The organism is Pedobacter sp. MC2016-05, from assembly GCF_026239735.1.
Lineage (GTDB): Bacteria > Bacteroidota > Bacteroidia > Sphingobacteriales > Sphingobacteriaceae > Pedobacter.
This window is the reverse complement of sequence record NZ_JAPIVT010000005.1, coordinates 166740-186608: the sequence shown is the minus strand read 5'-3', so window position 1 is coordinate 186608 and position 19869 is coordinate 166740. Positions and strand designations below refer to the sequence as shown.

Here is a 19869-nt window from a genome sequence, read left to right as displayed (position 1 = left end):
GTCCAGAAGGAATAATCGTGGTCCTGATTTGGCATTTTTTTCGTTTAAGCAGCAAAGCTAACAAAATTGGATTAAGATTCCGGCTGAAAAGTAGTAATCTGTTTAGCCATACCCTTAAACAATACAATATGAAATGGCCACATGGCGTACCAATACATCCTTCCCCACAAACCTTTCGGCCTGAAGGTAGCAATTTGCGATAAAAACGCCTGGCCATGAAATTCTACCAGTTTGAATTCTAGCCAGGCTTCGCCAGGTACTTTCATTTCGGCATAAAGTAATAATCGTTTATTCTTTTTGTCGGCTAAAAGCACCCGCCAGAAATCAAGCACATCACCAGCTTGAAGATCAATATTACTGGTTCTACCTCTGCGTGTGCCCACGCCGCCGAAAATTTTATCTAAAAAACCTCTCAGCTGCCAAAGCCAGTCCATAAAATACCATCCTCTACTCCCGCCAATGCTCCAAATATTATCAAAAACCTCTTCCGCCTTGCGTTCAAAGGGCATTTTTACCTTATATTCCAACGTACCATTTTGTGGAACTTTAATTTGATCCATAAAATCAGTTTGCAGGTAGCCCCTATTTAAGGCATCTTTCCAGCTGGAAACTATAGAATTTTGGTCAATTTTTTCAAAAGCCAAATGCAAAGCCTGGACATAGGTTAAGCAAAGCCTGGGCACCACCTCTTTAATCCTGTCATCCTTACAAATCACTTCGTTTTTCATGCTATCAACCAAGCTTTTTGCCAGTGAGTAAGGTACAGGTGTAATTAAATTTAACCATAATGATGATAATCGTGGAGTAAGTACCGGTACGGTAATAATCCACCTTTTCAAGCCGCGTTCCTTTGCATAACCCAACAACATATTTTTATAAGTTAAAATATCCGGACCACCGATATCAAACGTTTCATTAAATGCTTTTTGGTTGTGGAGAACACCTGTTAAATAGCCCAATACATCGCGGATGCCTATGGGCTGACATTTTGTTTTTACCCATTTTGGAGCCACCATCACCGGGATTTTCTCTGTTAAATCTCTGATAATTTCAAAAGATGCACTGCCAGAACCTATAATAATTGCTGCTCGTAGTATTGTACACGCAATGCCCGATGATTTTAATTCGTCTTCTACCGCTAGGCGTGAGCCTAAATGTTTGGATAAATGTTCATCGTTAGCAATACCGGTAAGATAAATGATCTGCTTACACTTTGTTTTTTTTATTGCGCTAGCAAAATTCACTGAAGATTTTTTTTCTAAATCAGAAAACCCTTCGTCGCTTGACGACATGGAGTGAACCAGGTAATAAGCTGCATCAACATCATCCGGAATCTCATTTAAAGAATCAGGATTTAATAAATCACCATTGATAATCTGAACCTGATCCACCAAATCAGATTGTGCGGCAAACCTTCTGCTATCACGCACCATGCAAACAACCTGATGCTTAGCATCCAATAATAAAGGAAGTAATCGTGTACCAATGTATCCGTTTGCGCCAGTGAGCAGTATTTTCATCAAGTGATTATTTATTTCACAACACTTTAAAAACTGTTTTGTTATTTCTTTTCCTATTGATGTAAAAGAATTTGTATTCCACTTAGCTATAAAATAAATACATAAGTCATTTGACAGTCAAACAAGCTGTATTATTAAAGCTACAATGAATTTCGGGCAACATTTGTTTCAATCTATCGTATACGTAATATCAAACCAAACATCCCTTTATGAATAAATACATTTTATGCTTTGCCTCTATTATTTTATTATGTGTGGCTCTTATTGGATCAAGTTTTAAAGCAGCTGATCAATCCCAATCTAAATCTTCAAAAAATTTTGCAGCAGATAGCGTTTATAATCAGTACATCTTAGATTTATATCAAACGGCTGATTTGGATTCTGTTGGTTTGAGCGAGCAGGTATTTAAGAAGGCATTGACTGGTTATTATAATATGAAATATCGTGGCTTATTGCATGACAAATCGGTGCTAACCATCGCAGATTTTGATCAGGAAAGTCGTAAAAAGCGCTTGTACATTATTGATATAGATAAAAAGAAACTGATTTTAAATACATGGGTGGCACATGGCCAGAATAGCGGTGGAGATAAACCATCTAATTTTTCGAATATTCAGAATTCAAATCAAAGTAGTTTGGGGTTTTATCTCACTGGAGAAATATATTTTGGAAAACATGGCAGATCGTTGAAACTAAATGGAATGGATCAGAATTTTAATAGCAAAGCTAGAGATAGAGCGATTGTTGTACACGGGGCAGATTATGTTTCGCAAGAAACAATAAATAAACTGGGTAGATTAGGAAGAAGTCAAGGCTGTCCTGCTGTGCCCACTAAACTCGCCAATAAAGTAATTGACGCCATTTCAGATCGGACAGTTTTATTTATAAATAGTTCAGAACAAACTTATCAGTCTTCTCTTTTAAACGAAACACTAGCGGCTAATGCAGCTTTAAATCAAAATAATATGATGGCTGCCCAAATGGATTAGTACATTTTGAGGTTGGTGTTATTTAAATTTTTAGGGAGCATCTTAACAAATATTGGTTTAAACCGGGCCAAAAAATCCCATACCCAACGGTTGCTGTCTTTTTCCTTTTCGCCGCAGTCTACAATTTCTGCTCTCACCAGTAACTTCTTTACAAAATTGTTCAGAGGTTTTATTTTAATAACGCTATTAAACTTTAACCCTACATAATCGCAGTAAACATGTACCAATATTTCAACAATTAGCGAGTCATCGGAAATGATTAAATCCTTATGAAACAGATTTTTGTAATTACTCTTAATCGTTTGTGCTAATAAATTAAATCTTTCGTTAACGTTTCCATTCAAAAAGCGCCACAATTCAGCATCACTATATACGCGAATTATGCCCGGTTGCAAATCAACTTTTATCCTGCATGCTACTAATTCGTAAATCTGTTCCATTTTTTAATATTGGATTTAAAAATTGATTTATTGTTACTAAACGATGTATTCCAAACAGCTTGACGCCGAAAATGTTTAAGTTCAGCTGGTTACCCTGTGAGTAAAATTTTAGCGGTTGAAAGGAATATTTTAGTCATCTTTGAGCTTGAAAAATATGCCTAATTAATGAAGATAGTTATTGCCGAAAAGCCCTCTGTTGGTCGTGAACTTGCTAAAGTTTTCGGAGCAACAACCCGTAAAGATGGATATATCGAAGGTAAAGGTTATTCATTTACCTGGGCTTTCGGACACCTGCTTCAATTGGCACCTCCCCAAGATTATGGTTTTATTGGTTGGAGAAAACAACATTTACCGATGTTGCCAGCTAAATTTAAGTTAGCGGTAAGAAAGGTAAAAACCAAAGACGGTTTTATAGAAGATCCGGCAGTTAGAAAACAGTTGGACACCATTAAGCGCCTGTTTGATGAAGCAACCGAAATTATTGTTGCAACCGATGCCGGGCGGGAAGGCGAATTAATTTTTAGATATATTTATTATTATCTGAAATGTAAAAAGCCTTTCAAACGACTCTGGATATCATCTCAAACGGATGAAGCTATAAAAGACGGCTTTAGAAACCTAAAGCCTGGCACAGATTACGATACCTTATTTAATTCGGCACATTGTCGCTCAGAATCTGACTGGTTGGTGGGGATGAACGCCACACAGGCTTTAAGCATCTCGGCCGGGAACAGAAGCGTATTATCTTTGGGCAGAGTACAAACCCCAACGCTGGCAATGATTTGTGCCCGGTTCCTGGAAATTAAAAATTTTGTTCCCCAAACTTATTACCAAATAGCCATCCAACTGATCAAGGATGAGCAGCAATTTAAGGCGGTATCTACCTCAAACTATAAGGATAAAGAAGAAGCCGAAAAACTTTTTGCATTGGTAGAAGATGTAGCTTCTGGTTTTGCCACGGGAGGAAACATCACAGCCGTGGAAGCTAAACCCCGTAAAGAACCACCGCCCCTTTTGCACGATTTGAGTAGCCTGCAACAGGAAGCAAATAAGAAGAAGGGATTTACCGCCGACCAAACCTTAAATATTTTGCAAAATTTATACGAGAGTAAATTGGTATCCTATCCACGTACCGGATCAAGGTATATTGGCGATGATGTTTTTGCTGGTGTTCCAACGTTAATTTCGAAATTTACTAATCATCATGATTTTGGTAAACAAGCACAGTTTCTTCAAACGGCTAGCCTAAATAAAAGAAGTGTAAACGCTAAAAAGGTAACCGATCACCATGCCGTATTGCCCACCGGCGAAGAAGCCTATGGTTTAAGCAGTGATAAACAAGCGGTTTACGATATGGTTGTTGGGAGGATGATTGAAGCCTTTCACCAGGAATGCCTTAAGGAAATTACCAAAATTACTATCCAGTCGGGTTTAACTTTCATTGCTAATGGAACCGTTATCCGCTCTGCAGGATGGCGCTCGGTTTTTAACGAAACCGATGAAGATAAAAAAGATGAAGACAATGCGGCGCTGCCTAAAGTTGTTGTAGGTGAGCAATTGCCTATTTTAGAAAAGTCTTTGCTCGAAAAACAGACTAAACCAAAAGCCATGTACAACGAAGCTTCGTTATTAAAGGCACTTGAAACCTGTGGAAAAGAAATTGAGGATGAGGAATTGCGTTATGCCATGAAAGACAGTGGCTTAGGTACCCCAGCAACACGGGCTTCAATTATTGAAACTTTAATTACCAGAGAATATATTGTACGCGAAAAACGTAATTTGTTGCCCACTAATAAAGGCTTAGCAGTTTACGAAGTGGTAAAAGACAAGCAAATTGCACAAGCTGAATTAACCGGACAATGGGAAAAGCGATTGGAAGAAATTCGATCGGGATCTTCTGTGGCTGATTTTAAGTCGGAAATTACGGAATACACTAAAATGATTACCGACGAATTATTGATTGCGGGAGCCAGTATTTCTGGAAGGCTAGAAGATAAAAAACTAGAGAAAGCTTAATTGAAAGCTTTTTAACCCTTGCTCAAACGAGATACCATGTTTTCATCTTTTTGGATGAAACCTATCGCCCCTGCATCTTTATATTGTTGCTGTAAAGTAGCCTTATCGTTACCTGTAAACATGCATACCTTAACTTGAGGTTAGATGGCATGAACTTTTCCTATGGTTTCAGGGTTACTATGTCCTCTTGGCATATTGATATCCAAAAGCAAGAAATCGAACTCGATTTGATTCAGCAACTTAAATGTATCTGGTAAATAAGTAGTTTCAGTGATAGTTGGATTATCAAGAAATTTTTTAAAAAAGACCTTTCATAACCGTCCTCATCAAATCACTATCATCTGCAATTAAAACTTTAATTCCTACTTTCATTTCCATTAATTATTAAACCATCATCTTTTACAATGAGATTTATATAACACAGTCTTCTACCTTGATGGTTTAAGGGAATTTTAAAGCGATAAAATAAATCCAGGATGATTTACTGAAATGTAATAATTTATACGCAAAATAAATTACCTAACATGTTAGCTATTTATAAATTCCCAAGCGCTATGGTAGGCACCCAATTTGTCGGCATATTCAATAAAGTCTGCATAAAATTTGGCCTTTGATAATGTTGCACTATCTCCTATTACTACCAATTTCTTTCTGGCCCTGGTCATAGCCACATTCATTCTTCTGGTATCTGATAAAAACCCAATTATTGCATCGGAATTGCTTCTGGTTAAACTGATATAAATAACATCTCGTTCCTGCCCCTGAAAACTGTCTATTGTATTCACCGAAATGTTATTTTTTAGGGGAATTAAAGCTTCATTTTCTTCAACTAAGGTCTTTATAAATTGTACCTGTTGTTTATAAGGTGAGATAATTGCTATTGATGGAAAATTATCAATCTTTTTGGAAGTGACTTCTTGCACAAATGAGGTGAGATGATTAACTAAAAAAGCAGCTTCATCAGGATTTATGGTACTTGTGCCATCTAGTTTTTCATCAAAACTGCAGCCCGCAGTGTCGACATAAATAAGCGGTTCGTCATCGTCAAAAATTAAATGATTTGCAACAGAATGATGAGCATTTAATTGGTTCTGATAAAAAACTTTAGAGGAATAACCCATAATGTTCTGATGCATTCGATATTGTTCGTTCAAGAGCACAACTGACTCAGGGTGAATGTCGATCAACTTTTCTAATAAAGTTTTTCTTAAGCCATTACTTCCGGCTTCTTGGGATTTTATTGTCGGTGAAAGCTGAGAGTGATCTCCTGCAAAGATTATCTTCTCTGCTTTTAAAATTGGTATCCAGCAGGCGGGTTCTAATGCCTGGCCAGCCTCGTCAATCACTACAGTATTATACTTTAAATTGCGGACGCTGTAATGGTTTGCACCAACTAAGGTTGCAGTGATAATTTGTGCCTTATCAAACAAATGATCAGTAATATACTGTTCTATTTTTTCTACTTCTTTCCCTATTTTATGCGCCTCATTAAATAAAGCTTTCCGTTGATCTCTTTCAGCCTTTCCGAAACTTCGCTTATACTTATGGGCCATGTTCTTATATTCGTTGGCCTGTTTTTTTAGCGATTTAATGGTTTTCATATCCGGATGATCAGCCATTTTGTGTTCTAGAGTCGAGGTTAATAGTCGTTCTGAAACCCGAGCTGGGTTACCTATACGGATGGTATTTAACCCCTCCAGCGCAAGTTTCTCCGTTAATAAATCAACGGCAGTATTGCTAGGGGCAACTACTAAAATCTTTTGATTATTATGCTTGATTAATGATTTTATAGCATGAACTAGTGTAGTCGTTTTTCCTGTACCAGGAGGACCGTGAACAATTGCTAAATGATTAGCCGTCACAATTTTATTTACCGCAAGCCTTTGCGAACCATTTAAGGTGCTAGGGATGACAAACTTTTCCTCAATCTGAAACGATGGTTTCTCAGCTGTAGTCAATATCCTGATCAGCTTATTTTCTGAGTCATCTTCGGCAAGGACTGAAGCTCGTTTCAATGCGTTTTGCATTTCATCGTAGCTATTGTTGTCGAATAATAAATCGACACCGAGTTTACCATCTCTTGTCCAATCTGGTAATTCATCAACCCGAAAGTTGATTTTCATTCTAGTGCCCGTTTGGTGGGTAATTATTCCTTCTAGCTGATCTACCTTTGGATCATGATTGGAGAATAACACAACAGAAGATCCAAATCTAAATTGATGAGAAAAATCTTGATGTGTTGTACGTTCTACCTCCACAGTTAAATAATCGCCCCTTCCGATCTCATTATGTCGGATAGCAATTGGATACCAGGTAAGCCCAAGGGAGCGGCGATCGGCAGGCGAAGTATTTTCTGTAAGCTTTAGATAGGATTGCAGATCTGCCTCACGCTCTGTATTAAGCAGATCTTGAAGCTTTTTAAAATAGTCTTTTAGCAACGGATAAGATTAAAGAAAATAAGTGAATATATAATTAATGAGGCTAATTTGCAATTACAACACCAATTCATGATGGAGCCTCATCATCGTTTCATAAGGGTCTGTGGCAAAACCAGGGTGTACCTTTGAGCATTGAATTACAGTACTTCTTGTGGCAGTAAGCCATCTAAAACGGGAGGCCTGATCATATTGACCAATCGGACCAGCATTTTTTGCGCCTATACTAATTCGTTCAAACGCAGAAAGATTTGCCTGTACTTCGTCAATATCGATTTTAGCTGAAAAAGCAGTTAATTTAACTTTATCAACAATGAAAACGCTTTGCAAGAATTTCTTTTTTGCACAGAAAAGAATAATGCCCACATTAATAAATTCTTCACGCTCTACCCTAGGCATAACACGAATCACGGCATACTCAAATATGAATTTCTCTTGCATGCTGCGCTTCTTTTAAAAATAGTTCAGAATTTGCTAAACGGGTTTCCAGAAAATACGAGTAGGCATTCCTGTGTGCTGTATTGCTTTCAAAGTTAGTCTCCCCTTCCAACCAATCATCCGGAATTAAGTTGATAACTGCCTGAATTTTTTCTGGATTTAAGATTGATTTAAATTCCTGATCAACAACATCTAACTCAGATGCCCAAGGCAATAAAACATGGTCTTTTACCAGAAAAAACGGCCTCGTAGCCTGTTCTTTCCAGTTTTGCCATGAATGATGAAAATATAGCGATGCGCCATGATCGATGAGCCAGAGTTCCTTGTGCCAAATAAGCATATTGGTGTTGCGGCATGTACGATCCATATTGGTTAAAAAACAATCTAACCACACAATTTGCGAGGCCAGTTTGGCATCAACAGTGGTAACTGTTGGATCAAAAGTTATGGCACCTGATAAGTAATGAAGTGCAAGATTTAAACCGACACTTGCTTTTAGTAAATCTTGAATTTCTTCATCCGGCTCGGTTCTTCCAAATGCCTCATCCAGATTAGCAAAAACTAATTCCGGAACCCGTAAGCCCAAAATTCTTGCTATTTCGCCACCAATTAGCTCGGCTATTAATGCCCTGGTGCCCTGGCCGGCGCCACGAAATTTTAATACGTATAAGAAATTATCGTCGGCTTCAGCAATTGCGGGCATTGATCCGCCCTCTCGCAAAGGCGTAACATACCGCGTAACACTAACCGTTCTTAGTTGAATTTCATTCATAAGCTTAATTAGCGCATCAATTATAAAAATAGGTCACGTGCTAACCTCGCCACAAATTTAGAAGATTTATATTAATATCATTAACCTATACGGTCAATTAATCATGCCCTAGATAAGCATTGCCTGCCGGCGTCATCACGGCTGTCCATTGTATAGCTTCCCTGTTAATTTTAACTAAGCCCATACTTTCCAATACCTCATAATCATCTTCCATCCCGCCTAAAATTGGAGAACTTACTTGCTGATTGATAACCTCTAATAGAGATACAATTTCTGATCTTTCCATAATTATGGTTTTTGAATTAATAAACAGTTGTAGCATGAAAATGTTTACTTCGGGATCTAAACATTTTCGATGGTTGAAGGTTGTATTTAAAATTAATTCAATTTCATGGAACCACACATCTATTACATTTTTGTTTTAGCGCTCCCCGTAGCTTGCATCGCCTGGACGGTTACCAAAGAAGAAATTTTTAGAGAGGCGAGAGAATTTTGTGTTGATCGATCTAAAAATTGCGACAAGCTAATCAAGCGGAAATTTTTTTATGTGTTCACTTGCGAATATTGTTTCAGCCACTATATCACCTTGATTATCCTGTTGATTACCAAATACACGCTTATCTATCCAGATTGGAGAGGATATATCATAGCGTTCTTTGCAATTGTTTGGATTGCAAATGTATACATGAGCCTATACAATATTATAAGAATTGACTTAAAGAAAGAGAAAATTCGAGCAGCCAAAGAAGAATCAGAACTTAAGGGAGAGTAAAAATTTGGGTTAAGAAAATACTTTTTATGCCATCATCCGTTATAGATCATCTTAGTTATAATCCAGAAGCGAAAGCACTCAATATCACTTTTGTCTCTGGAATGGTTTATCAATATGAAGGTGTGCCGCAGAAGGTATTCGAAATGTTCAAGGCCGCCAGATCAAAAGGCAAATATTTCAATTATTATATCAAAGAACATTACTCATTTAAAAAACTAGCAAATGCCTGAAGGACCATCAATTGTGATATTAAAAGATTTAGTAGCTGGACTGCACTTAAGAAAACCTGAGGTTTTGGAAGTGATAGGAAATGTGACGACTATTGATAAAGACCGACTTTTGCATCGAAAGGTTAATGATTTCAAGAGCTGGGGAAAACACTTTTTAATTTGTTTTGATGATTTTACTGTCCGTATTCACTTCATGCTTTTCGGAACATATTTAATAAATGATAGTAAAAAAACACCAGTTAAACTGGGACTCTCCTTTAAAAATGATCAGCTAAATTTCTACACATGTAAAATTGACCTACTTGAGGGCGATATTAGCGAACATTACGATTGGAAATCTGATGTTATGTCTAAATCATGGGACCCCAAACTGGCACTAAAAAAGTTGAAAGAAACCGCATCTTCCTATATCTGCGATGTATTATTAAATCAAAAGATTTTTGGAGGCGTTGGCAATATCATAAAAAACGAAGTGTTATACAGAACTAAAGTTCATCCGCTTAGTAAAATTGAAGATATTCCTCTAACTAAACTTAAAGAGATTATTAGAGAAAGCCAGCGATATAGCTTTGATTTTCTGGATTGGAAAAAGGAAAATACATTGAGTAAACATTGGGAGGTGTATCTGCAGAAGAAGTGCGTTGCAGATCATCAGGTTACTAAACAAGAACTCGGGAAGACACACAGGCAATGTTATGTATGCGATTTTTGTCAGAGAAATTATTCTAAAAAATAATTTCTCTGACAAAATACAGATGCTTCGCTTTGTATTTCTTAAGAACCACAGCGAACTATAATCTTAAAGTAAAAGAATTGTTAAACTTTTAGGAATTATATAAACTACTTCTATATTTGTCCTCGAGAGCGTTAATTTAGATACGGGTATATGGCTTAGGCTGTATGCCCGTTTTTATTTTCAACGAATTCCATATGCTGAATTACTTTTTCTAGGCATATTTTCAGCCAAATCGTATAGTTTTCTGGGTTATATTCAATATCTTTTTTCAACAGATCGAGGTTCATGTATTTAAAATCCATCACCTCGTCTAGATTGATTACGGGCTTCTTATTAGATCTGCCGAAAAAAACATGATCAAGTTCATGCTCTGTCAATCCATCTTCGAATTTAACTTTATAAAGAAAGTTGAAGGCAAACGTCAGATCACAGCTCATTCCCATTTCTTCCCCTAACCTTCTCTGTGTGGCTTCTAAATTGCTCTCGCCTTCCCGAGGGTGACTGCAGCAAGTGTTAGTCCACAACCCACCGGAATGGTATTTTCCCTCGGCCCGTTGCTGCAATAAAAGCTCATTGTTATCATTAAAGATAAATATGGAAAACGCCCTATGCAGAGCACCTTTTTGATGGGCTTCTAATTTCTCCATTTTACCTTGCGGTATATCATTTTGATCAACTAAGATTACGTGTTCTTCCATTAAACTAAATCACATTTAATTTATGGCGAATCATAGAATCGAACATTAAACCAATCTTATGGTGGTTAGGTATTCTTATTCTTTCAGTCATAATTTTCTCTGCGCTCAATCCCTTTATTTTGTTAAATAACTTTTTATAATAGATATATGATAAATAAACGCCATTTCTCGAACTTAATGGGAGCATCTTAATGCCAACCAAAGACTCATTAAACTCCTCCTCTATTTCTTGCTCAATTTTTCGTTTCTCGTTATCACAGAACGCCGCTAAATTCACATTAGGAAAATAATTCCTGTTCAAAGCCTGATGATCTGCTTTCACATCCCTCAAAAAATTAACTTTTTGAAAGGCAGAACCAAGCTTCATCGCATAAGGCTTAAGTCTATTATACTCGTTTTCATCGCCATTGGTAAACACTTTTAAGCACATAAGCCCTACTACTTCCGCTGAACCCAAAATATATTCATCATATAAATCTTGCGTGTATAATTTATCCTCTAAATCCATTTCCATACTTCTTAGAAAAAGACGAATGAGTTCATGATCAATCTTAAACTCATTAACTACTTTCTGAAAAGAATTAATCACAGGATTTAAGCTGATGCCTAACTGGATAGATTCGAAGGTGTCCTGTTTAAATTTTTCAAGTAAATACTTTTTATCAAAATTATGAAAGCTGTCAACAATTTCATCCGCTAAACGAACGAAACCATATATAGCATAAATGGGTTGGCGCAACTCTTTACCTAAAAAATAGATTCCAAAAGAAAAACTGGTACTATAACTAGTGGTGGTGAGTTTACTACAATTGGCCGATAGTTGATCGAAAATTTCTTTCATGTTAAATAGGGATTTGTATTGATTTTTCGAACTCATCAAGCGATTTAAACCAATTGATATGATCAATATTTTTTAGTTTTTTTATAACTGTTGCATTTCCTGCCAGATGAATTTTAGCAGTTTTGCACTTATTAGTGAGGTTAAGGATATATTTATTTGTTGATTCTTCTGCTCTTGATTTAACCATGAAAAGCAAAACATGATCAATATTTATCGTAGAAATTACAGCGCTTAAAGAATCTAATGGTGTTCTATTGCCTAAAAAAATAACATTGTGATTATTTAGTTTTAGCAGGTAGTAAGCGAAAATTAAACCGATGTCATGGTCTTCATCTTCCGGTAGAAAAAGTAGCCAGGTAGCAGTATCCTGGTTAGTGGTACTTATTTTATCGATTTGGGCAAAGAGTTTTTGTCTTATGATGTTGCTGATAAAATGTTCGTGGGCAGGACAAATATCATCTTTTCTCCACATCAATCCTAAACGAACAAGTAAAGGGTATGTTACCCTTCGGTAGGTATTGGTAATACCCATTATCTGCAGGCAATCGTTGAGTAGATTGTTAAAAGCTAAGTGATTAAATTCTAAACCAAACTTAATTAACCTTGAAAGATAGAACTCGGCCAAATCATCATCAGATTGATGCTCGTATTGTTGATCTAAAAGATCTTCTATTTCTTCATTGGAGAGACTACAGATTTTTGAAATTTTTAAACCAACTTGATTTAAGCTAACGATGTTTAATAGCTTTACAAGCTGTTCATCATCATACAATCTAGTATTACCCTGCGATCGCATAGGCTTCAGAGCATTATACCTTTGTTCCCAAATCCTGATGGTGTGGGATTGTACGCCCGAAAGCTGCTCTAGATCTGAAATGGTATAAGTCATTTTTGTTTAAATATATTCAATAAAATCTAAACAAAAAGAAAGTCGAATAGTTTTTTTCTATCCAAAACAAAATTTACAATTTGGAAGCACAAGAATGGCAAGGCAGCTCCGTTGAAATGCTCAGTCGAAACTAGCGAATTTTAGCACTCGAAACGCTAATTAAAACTCAATTGTAGGCTCGCTCAGTTAGCAGAACCCCACTCTCTCCATTTCCCGTAACAATGGTGTGAACATGTTTATATGTTTGACTAAAAAAATCATAACCATGTTCCATTGTTTCTATCGAAACCGATTTAATTGGGTATTTCCGATTGGTTTGAATACACAGTAAATTACCATTAGCAAGCAAAAGGAAATCACAATCATATCCTAACTCTTGCAATTCAATCACTTTTCTGGTGATAGATTTATTCAACGTAGTAGTGATGGCGGTTCTGTTTTTCATAGAAATGTATTTTAGGCAGATAATTACTGAGTTGTATTTAGAAATCATCTTAAGATTATTACGGTTTTAAATCCGAAATATTATCAAATGGTCAATAAATTGTAAATCACATCAATCATTTATGTTAAAACTACATATTTATTATTATTAATCGCATATTTATACCTCTAATAAAATGTATGTGCTTGCAGTTTATTAATTCATATCCGTGAAATTAACACTACACAATTAAATCTACTACTTGCCAATACATTATAAATTATTTTTCGATTTTATCACTCTAAATTGTATTTTGCAGCATCTAAAACTCACAAAATGTCTATAAGTTGCATCGCCATTGATGACGATCCCCATTCCTTAGAAAATCTAATTGCTTACATGGAAAAGTTGCCCGAACTGGAGTTAGTTCAAACTTTTACTGAACCGTTGCAGGCATTGGCAGAAATATCTATGGCAAATCCTGTTGATATTATTTTCATAGACGTAGAGATGCCGGCACTTTCTGGTATTGAGCTCGCTGGCTTATTGAGGCAAAAGGCTAAGCATCTTATCTTTACAACAGCTCATCCGAGATATGCATTAGATGCTTTTCGAGTTGAGGCAGACGCTTACCTATTGAAGCCCTACTCTATTCTTAACTTCACCAAAACCATTAACAACTTATTTCCTACTGGTAAAACCGACCATCAAACTTTATCCATATTTAATGACCATTACTTTTACATTCCATTACATAATGAAAATGACGAATTAGTAAGAGTAAATTTTGAGGATTTGATTGCTGTCGAGGATCATAAACACAATATTAATTTTATTACCACGGAGCTATCTATATCAAGTGCAAAAATAAACTTCGCGAAGATGATTAATATGTTGCGATCGCACCCAGGTTTTATTCAGATTAGTACCGATACAATCATTTCTAAAAAGCACATTAAAAGTGTTTTAGGTAACCAGATTTTGCTTGCTAGCGGCGTTCTGTATACAATTGAAGATTCGCACAAATTGCTTTTTACCGAATTTGCAACTAACAATTCTTTGAAAGATAGCTGATAATTGATTCCATCGGGAAATTTAATTTAAATTTTTAATAGCGGTTAAAACATTCCTGATGTTTCTTTGTATTAGGGATAGTCTATTTTTTATTAATTGAAGATCCGTTTTGAAAAGAATATTAGTTGTTGATGATGATCCCGATATTTTGGAGGTTTTTCAGATGGCACTAGAAACCGAGCATTACAGCGTTTACCCTTTATTATCTCCAAGATTTATATTTAAAACAATAAAAGAGTTTATGCCAGATCTAATTATTCTGGATATTATGCTGAACGGAATGGATGGCAGAGCAGTTTTCAAAGAGCTAAGACTAAATCCTGAAACAGAAAATATCCCGGTAATAATGGCCTCTGCCCGTTATGATGAAAATTACATCGTCTCGCAAAAACTAAATCCGGATGATTATTTAGTTAAACCTTTTAACATTTCAGATTTACTGCGAAAAGTAAATAAGCTAATTGCTAATTAAAAAACCATATATGAACTCAAGATTACTAACCCCGATTATATTGCTTTGCGCCGCAATATCAATGAAAGCTAGCGCACAAAGTAACCGTCCTGATAAACTTTATTCTATGAGTGGAATTGGTTTTGCATTCCCGATGGGCGAAACAGCAGATTACTTTAAACCTAAATTCTCAACTTCCCTTGGGGTAAATTTAGCGGTAGGTAACGGAGGCTTTTTCGTTTATCCAAAGGTGAGTTTACATGCTTTTACATTTAACCAACAGATCGCCGACCCCGGTTACACTTATACCATTCAGAAAGGCAGATCAACTACTTATTTATTAAACATTGCCTTAGGGTATCGTAAAATAGTAGATAAATGGGCTTTTTATGGATTCGCTGGTGCAGGTGGCGGCTTTATTTTGACTCCTCAAGCTGGTGTTAATGCCAATACATTGCAAGTAAATATGGAAAATAAAACCAATAGCTTAGGTATTGCTGAAGGTGGCGGCGGAATCGAATACAATATCGGCGGCGCCAACTTATTCGTAGAGGCTAGTTATATGTATGGCTTTGGTAAAATTCAGAATCGCGTATTTAATACCGTTCCTGTTAGCGTGGGTATTAAGCCTAATTTGAGTAAATTATTGAGTAAGCTTTAACAAAATATAATAATAGTTAATCAGCGATTGCGTTATTACGTAGTCGCTGGTTTTGTTTTAAAGCATTACTAAAAATGGAAAACCGCTAAAAAAACGATCAAAAAATACCTCAAAATTATTTTCATTACTAAGTATTTTAGTATAGATTTGTGTTTGAAAATTTGCCGATGTTGTACGCAATTGTAGATATAGAAACCACGGGAGGCCACGCCTCTGCAAATGGAATTACTGAGGTAGCCATAAACATTCATGATGAAAATCAGGTGGTAGAATCCTATACAACCTTAATCAATCCAAGGCAATTTATACCTGCTTATATCACTGCTTTAACAGGAATAGATAACGATATGGTAGCAGAAGCACCCTACTTTGAGGATGTCGCATTGCAAATCTACCAGCTTTTGAATGAAAAAGTTTTTGTAGCCCATAATGTTAATTTCGATTATTCTTTTCTTAAACATCATTTAGCGGCTGCGGGTTATGATTTAAACTGCCGTAAACTTTGCACTGTAAGGCTAAGTAGAAAACTTATCCCAGGAAAATCTTCATATAGTTTGGGCAAACTATGCAGTGCGTTAAATATCTCCATTCAAAATCGACACCGTGCCGGAGGAGATGCCGATGCAACCAGTATATTGTTTAATATGCTTTTAGAAACCGATCACGAAGGTGTTATTGCTGAAATGTTAAAGAAGAGTTCAAAAGAACAGGTTTTGCCTCCACATCTAGATCGTGCTTCAATTTTAAGGTTGCCAAATCAACCCGGCGTATATTATTTCAAGGATAACAAGGGAAAGATAGTTTATGTTGGAAAAGCTAAAAACTTAAAAAAACGAGTGATAAGCCACTTTACTGGCAACAAACCAAATAAGCAAAGACAAGATTTTTTACGTACTATTTATAATGTTGATTATGTAGTTTGCGGCACCGAGTTGATGGCTTTAATTTTAGAAGCGAACGAGATTAAAAGACTTTGGCCAGAAAATAACAGAGCCATGAAACGTTATGAGCATAAGTATGATCTTTATGTTTTTGAAGACCAAAATGGTTATTTAAGGTTGGCGATAGATAAGCACAAGACAAACAATAAATCTCTTCAAAGTTTTAATAGCTTGTTAGAAGGTTACAATTTTTTGAATCAACTAATTGAAAAATATCAACTTTGTGCTAAGCTCTGCTATCTTCAAAAAACGGCTACAAAATGTACGGCACATGATAATGGACAATGCTTTGGCGTTTGTAGCGGCATAGAAACAGTTGCCGTTTACAATAAACGTTTAAATAATGCGCTAGCTGACCTCCAGAGTTTACAGCCCAGCTTCGCATTGGTTGATGACGGACGTGAGGCAGAAGAACTCAGCTGTCTTGTGGTAGAAAATGGAAGATTCTATGGAATGGGATATTTTAAAGATAAAACCTATTTAGCAGATGGCCTAGCTCCTATCAAAAACGACTTGTCAATTTATCAATCCAACAGTTATATTCTTAATTTAATTCTTAATCATGCTGCGGAATTTCCGCAGAAACTATATAAATTGTAATTTAGGTTCTCGAAATTTACGAGCTAATTTTATCAGTTATCTTTCAATCCGTTACCTTTTGATTTAGATATAAAAAGATTTAAAAGCTTAAATTGATGTAAGTTTGCTAAATCAAATCCTTCATGATAACTCGATTGAAGGTTATTTTAAAAACACATATTATGATATCTCCAGATTCTTTTAGAGAACTTGCCTTGTCTTTTGAAGACGTAGTAGAAACACCAAATGCCAACAAAAACTCATTTAAAGTTGCCGATAAAATCTTTATTACAATTGATAATTCAAACTTAAAAGCAGTTTTTAGATTATCGCCAAAAGATCAAAACAAATTTTCGGATTTAGACCCATCAGCAATCTATCCTGCACAGGCAGGCTGGGGCAAACAAGGATGGACAATTTTTGAATTAAGTTTCATAGAAGACGAAGTTCTTAATGATGCGGTTCGACTTTCTTATTGCGCCGTAGCGCCGGAAGATTTAGCTAAGAAATATAAGAAGAAAGCTGTTAAGAAGTAACAAATTGTCTCAATTCACCCGGTAAATTTTCCTAAATACCATTCTTTTTCTTTTGAAAAACTGATTAAGTTTAATAAAATTTTATAGCTATGATCAAATCACTATGGATAAATCTTCCAGTAAAAGATGTAAAAAAATCGAAAGAATTTTTTACTAAACTGGGTTTCAAATTAAACTTGCAATATGGTGTTCGCGAAGATAGTGCGAGCTTCCTGGTTGGTGATGCAGGTCTGGTTTTAATGCTTTTTAAGAAATCGTTATACGAGGGTTTTGCCGGTAGCGCAGTTTCAGAAAATTTTTCTGGAAACGAGGTATTATTTTCATTCGATGCCGAGAGTCCGGAGGAAGTAGATGATTTGGCTAAAAAAGTGGTGGAAGCGGGTGGTTCTATTTATGGCGAACCTGGTTATAAAGATGGTTGGATGTACGGCTGTGGATTCATAGATCTTGATGGACAAAGGTGGAGCATTTTGTTTATGGATTTCAGCAAAATGCCTTTGGGTTAATTCAAGTCATAAAATCTTAACATATGGATGCTAAACCGCTAATAGTTGAATGCGTTTACAATGTGCCAATTGATAAAGTTTGGCAAGCCTTAACAGATAACAACCAACTTAAACAATGGTATTTTCAATCGGATAAGTTCGAACCAAGGATTGGATTCAAGTTCGACTTTATTGGTGGTGCTGAAGAAGGACCAAAATACTTACATCTTTGTGAGATCACCGAAGTTGACGAAGAAGCTGTAATTGCTTATTCATGTAAATATGATAACTACCCAGGCAGCTCTAGAGTAAAATGGGAAATCTTTGTGCAGGGAAACAATACCAGGCTAAAACTAACCCACACAGGCGCTGAAACCTTTGCCGAAAATGGTAAAGATTTCCAACAGGATAGTTTCAAAGCTGAATGGAATTACTTTGTAAATGATGCCTTAAAAAATTTCTTACAAGTTCTGTAAATTGCTTGCTATTTTAATGCTTTCTTTAGTAGTTCAGCAACAGTTTTGTCCGTTTTGAAGGTAATTGCGTTCACATCCAATTCGCTTATCGAAACCCAACGAAAGGCTTGAAGAATTTCTCCTTCTGCATCGAAATCGTAAATTTGTGTCTTAAAGGCAAGTTGTAAAGGTGCCTTTTCTTTAACCAGGTAATACACACTTATCACCTGACTATCGTTAAAAGAAGATTTCTCGTAAAAATCAGTCGTGTAAAAATGTGATAACACCTCTATCTCAGCATTACATTCTTCCATAAATTCTCGCTTTAGCCCATCTGTAAGACCTTCGCCAATTTCTAAACCACCACCAGGGAATTTGCTGAAACGAAAGCCATACTCCTCTTCATCGCTAATTAGAATCTGTTGGTTAGCATTAATTAGCAAACCATAAACACGTACATTAAAGTAACTCATTTTCGTAATGCTTTTTGTTCTTGATCACAATTTCAGGCGTCCAGATAATTTCCTTTTTGAAGGCTTCTGCCCTCACCGGGCACTCGCTCATATGGCAATAATGGCAGCACGCAGGCAAACACGGGTCTGCATGGATAAATAGTTCTGCCTTTCGAATTCCGTTTTTATTAATAAGTTCATCAATCTGTGAAATTTCTCTATGAACTTGATTCAGATCGAAATAGTAAGGCAGTGTAACGTGGCAATCTATGTGAAAATCAGGGCCGTATTGTTGCGTACGAAGATTGTGTACATCAATCCAGGGGTTATGCCTATTGTTCTGTAGTACATCAACAACTTCTTCCACTAAGGTAAAGTCGCTTTCATCCATTAACCCACCAACTGAACTTCTGGTTAACTTATAGCCAGAATATACAATGTAAAAACCAACGATAATAGAAAGCAGACTATCCAACCAAATTATATTTGTTATTTGAATAAGCACTAAGCCGATAACAATAGCTACGCTAGTATAAGTATCTGTAAGTAGATGTTTTCCATCTGCCTGGAGCGTTACAGAATGCTGCTCTTTCCCAACTTTAACCAGGTATAAACCCACAATCATATTTACTAAACCAGTGATCCCAATAATTATGGTTCCCTGTAAAAGCTGCCCGACAGCGTGAGGATAAATTAAATTGTAAGATGATTTGAATATAATGATTATACCTGCTAGAAGAATCAAAATTCCTTCAACAAAGACAGAAAAAAATTCTACTTTTCCGTGGCCATAAGGGTGGTTTTCATCTCGCGGTTGCGTACTTAAATAGATGCTGTAGAACGCAAAACTGCCAGCAATTACGTTTACAATGCTTTCGGCTGCATCAGTTAGAATGGCATTTGAACCTGTGATAAAATAGGCCACAAATTTGGCTAGCATTAACAAAATACTAACCACTAATGAAATTATAATCGCTTGCTTTTTAATCGTCACGGGATATTTTTCACAAAAATACGCTTATCACTCAAATTAAA

At 36.2% G+C, this 19869-nt stretch carries 24 protein-coding genes; 12 read left to right on the top strand and 12 right to left on the bottom strand.

Features of this window, described 5'->3' with window-relative positions:
* Positions 1–71: 71 nt before the first annotated feature.
* A complete protein-coding gene (locus tag OQZ33_RS09430) occupies positions 72–1520 on the bottom strand; it encodes an SDR family oxidoreductase (RefSeq protein WP_265798791.1) in 1449 nt (482 codons plus the stop codon).
* A 209-nt stretch (positions 1521–1729) separates the two neighbouring features.
* Between OQZ33_RS09430 and OQZ33_RS09425 the strand changes: the two genes are divergently transcribed.
* The gene (locus OQZ33_RS09425; RefSeq protein ID WP_265798790.1) at positions 1730–2509 is read left to right on the top strand and encodes a murein L,D-transpeptidase catalytic domain family protein; all 780 of its coding nucleotides are present in this window, start codon (positions 1730–1732) and stop codon (positions 2507–2509) included.
* Here OQZ33_RS09425 and OQZ33_RS09420 read toward each other — a convergent pair.
* A complete protein-coding gene (locus tag OQZ33_RS09420) occupies positions 2506–2949 on the bottom strand; it encodes a hypothetical protein (RefSeq protein ID WP_265798789.1) in 444 nt (147 codons plus the stop codon). The genes OQZ33_RS09425 and OQZ33_RS09420 overlap by 4 nt on opposite strands.
* A gap of 165 nt (positions 2950–3114) precedes the next feature.
* Between OQZ33_RS09420 and OQZ33_RS09415 the strand changes: the two genes are divergently transcribed.
* Positions 3115–4965: a DNA topoisomerase 3 gene (locus tag OQZ33_RS09415; protein WP_265798788.1), complete on the top strand. Its 1851-nt coding sequence runs from the start codon at positions 3115–3117 to the stop codon at positions 4963–4965.
* Between the two features lie 527 nt (positions 4966–5492).
* Here OQZ33_RS09415 and OQZ33_RS09410 read toward each other — a convergent pair.
* The 4 genes from OQZ33_RS09410 to OQZ33_RS09395 form a co-directional block, all read right to left on the bottom strand.
* Positions 5493–7403 (bottom strand): AAA domain-containing protein, encoded by a 1911-nt coding sequence (locus OQZ33_RS09410; RefSeq protein WP_265798787.1) that lies wholly within the window; start codon positions 7401–7403, stop codon positions 5493–5495.
* A gap of 54 nt (positions 7404–7457) precedes the next feature.
* The gene (locus OQZ33_RS09405) at positions 7458–7841 is read right to left on the bottom strand and encodes a DUF3037 domain-containing protein (protein WP_265798786.1); all 384 of its coding nucleotides are present in this window, start codon (positions 7839–7841) and stop codon (positions 7458–7460) included.
* A complete protein-coding gene (locus OQZ33_RS09400) occupies positions 7819–8610 on the bottom strand; it encodes a HipA family kinase (RefSeq protein ID WP_265798785.1) in 792 nt (263 codons plus the stop codon). Before OQZ33_RS09400 ends, OQZ33_RS09405 begins: the two co-directional genes overlap by 23 nt.
* A gap of 97 nt (positions 8611–8707) precedes the next feature.
* Positions 8708–8896 carry a hypothetical protein gene (locus OQZ33_RS09395; RefSeq protein WP_265798784.1) on the bottom strand — a complete coding sequence of 63 codons (189 nt, stop codon included), beginning with the start codon at positions 8894–8896 and terminating at the stop codon, positions 8708–8710.
* A gap of 105 nt (positions 8897–9001) precedes the next feature.
* Here OQZ33_RS09395 and OQZ33_RS09390 point away from each other — a divergent pair, with 105 nt between their 5' ends.
* Genes OQZ33_RS09390 through OQZ33_RS09380 form a run of 3 tightly spaced genes read left to right on the top strand, consistent with a single transcriptional unit; the run spans position 9002 to position 10348 of the window.
* The gene (locus tag OQZ33_RS09390) at positions 9002–9382 is read left to right on the top strand and encodes a hypothetical protein (RefSeq protein ID WP_265798783.1); all 381 of its coding nucleotides are present in this window, start codon (positions 9002–9004) and stop codon (positions 9380–9382) included.
* A gap of 26 nt (positions 9383–9408) precedes the next feature.
* Positions 9409–9612 (top strand): KTSC domain-containing protein, encoded by a 204-nt coding sequence (locus tag OQZ33_RS09385; protein ID WP_265798782.1) that lies wholly within the window; start codon positions 9409–9411, stop codon positions 9610–9612.
* A complete protein-coding gene (locus OQZ33_RS09380; protein WP_265798781.1) occupies positions 9605–10348 on the top strand; it encodes an endonuclease in 744 nt (247 codons plus the stop codon). Before OQZ33_RS09385 ends, OQZ33_RS09380 begins: the two co-directional genes overlap by 8 nt.
* Positions 10349–10503: 155 nt before the next feature.
* Here OQZ33_RS09380 and idi read toward each other — a convergent pair whose 3' ends face one another.
* From idi to OQZ33_RS09360, 4 genes are all read right to left on the bottom strand, one after another.
* Positions 10504–11046 (bottom strand): isopentenyl-diphosphate Delta-isomerase, encoded by a 543-nt coding sequence (gene idi / locus OQZ33_RS09375; protein WP_265798780.1) that lies wholly within the window; start codon positions 11044–11046, stop codon positions 10504–10506.
* A gap of 4 nt (positions 11047–11050) precedes the next feature.
* Entirely contained in the window at positions 11051–11887 is an 837-nt protein-coding gene (locus tag OQZ33_RS09370) for a phytoene/squalene synthase family protein (RefSeq protein WP_265798779.1), read from the bottom strand.
* A 1-nt stretch (position 11888) separates the two neighbouring features.
* Complete coding sequence (locus tag OQZ33_RS09365; RefSeq protein WP_265798778.1) at positions 11889–12776, bottom strand: MerR family transcriptional regulator; 888 nt, start codon at positions 12774–12776, stop codon at positions 11889–11891.
* A gap of 166 nt (positions 12777–12942) precedes the next feature.
* Positions 12943–13221 carry a hypothetical protein gene (locus OQZ33_RS09360; RefSeq protein WP_056848939.1) on the bottom strand — a complete coding sequence of 93 codons (279 nt, stop codon included), beginning with the start codon at positions 13219–13221 and terminating at the stop codon, positions 12943–12945.
* A 315-nt stretch (positions 13222–13536) separates the two neighbouring features.
* On the opposite strand from OQZ33_RS09360, the gene OQZ33_RS09355 reads away from it, so the two are divergent.
* From OQZ33_RS09355 to OQZ33_RS09325, 7 genes are all read left to right on the top strand, one after another.
* The gene (locus OQZ33_RS09355) at positions 13537–14274 is read left to right on the top strand and encodes a LytR/AlgR family response regulator transcription factor (protein WP_265798777.1); all 738 of its coding nucleotides are present in this window, start codon (positions 13537–13539) and stop codon (positions 14272–14274) included.
* A gap of 109 nt (positions 14275–14383) precedes the next feature.
* The gene (locus tag OQZ33_RS09350; RefSeq protein ID WP_056848937.1) at positions 14384–14746 is read left to right on the top strand and encodes a response regulator transcription factor; all 363 of its coding nucleotides are present in this window, start codon (positions 14384–14386) and stop codon (positions 14744–14746) included.
* A gap of 10 nt (positions 14747–14756) precedes the next feature.
* A complete protein-coding gene (locus tag OQZ33_RS09345) occupies positions 14757–15386 on the top strand; it encodes an autotransporter outer membrane beta-barrel domain-containing protein (protein ID WP_265798776.1) in 630 nt (209 codons plus the stop codon).
* A 167-nt stretch (positions 15387–15553) separates the two neighbouring features.
* The gene (locus OQZ33_RS09340) at positions 15554–16927 is read left to right on the top strand and encodes an exonuclease domain-containing protein (protein ID WP_265798775.1); all 1374 of its coding nucleotides are present in this window, start codon (positions 15554–15556) and stop codon (positions 16925–16927) included.
* 134 nt (positions 16928–17061) lie between these two features.
* The gene (locus tag OQZ33_RS09335) at positions 17062–17442 is read left to right on the top strand and encodes an MmcQ/YjbR family DNA-binding protein (RefSeq protein ID WP_265798774.1); all 381 of its coding nucleotides are present in this window, start codon (positions 17062–17064) and stop codon (positions 17440–17442) included.
* 89 nt (positions 17443–17531) lie between these two features.
* Positions 17532–17948 carry a VOC family protein gene (locus OQZ33_RS09330; RefSeq protein WP_265798773.1) on the top strand — a complete coding sequence of 139 codons (417 nt, stop codon included), beginning with the start codon at positions 17532–17534 and terminating at the stop codon, positions 17946–17948.
* Between the two features lie 23 nt (positions 17949–17971).
* Positions 17972–18403, top strand: coding sequence for an SRPBCC family protein (locus OQZ33_RS09325; RefSeq protein ID WP_265798772.1), 432 nt, complete (start codon positions 17972–17974; stop codon positions 18401–18403).
* A gap of 8 nt (positions 18404–18411) precedes the next feature.
* Here OQZ33_RS09325 and OQZ33_RS09320 read toward each other — a convergent pair whose 3' ends face one another.
* Both OQZ33_RS09320 and OQZ33_RS09315 read right to left on the bottom strand, forming a co-directional pair.
* Positions 18412–18855: an NUDIX domain-containing protein gene (locus OQZ33_RS09320; RefSeq protein ID WP_265798771.1), complete on the bottom strand. Its 444-nt coding sequence runs from the start codon at positions 18853–18855 to the stop codon at positions 18412–18414.
* Positions 18842–19828, bottom strand: coding sequence for a cation diffusion facilitator family transporter (locus tag OQZ33_RS09315; protein ID WP_265798769.1), 987 nt, complete (start codon positions 19826–19828; stop codon positions 18842–18844). Before OQZ33_RS09315 ends, OQZ33_RS09320 begins: the two co-directional genes overlap by 14 nt.
* Positions 19829–19869 lie beyond the last annotated feature (41 nt).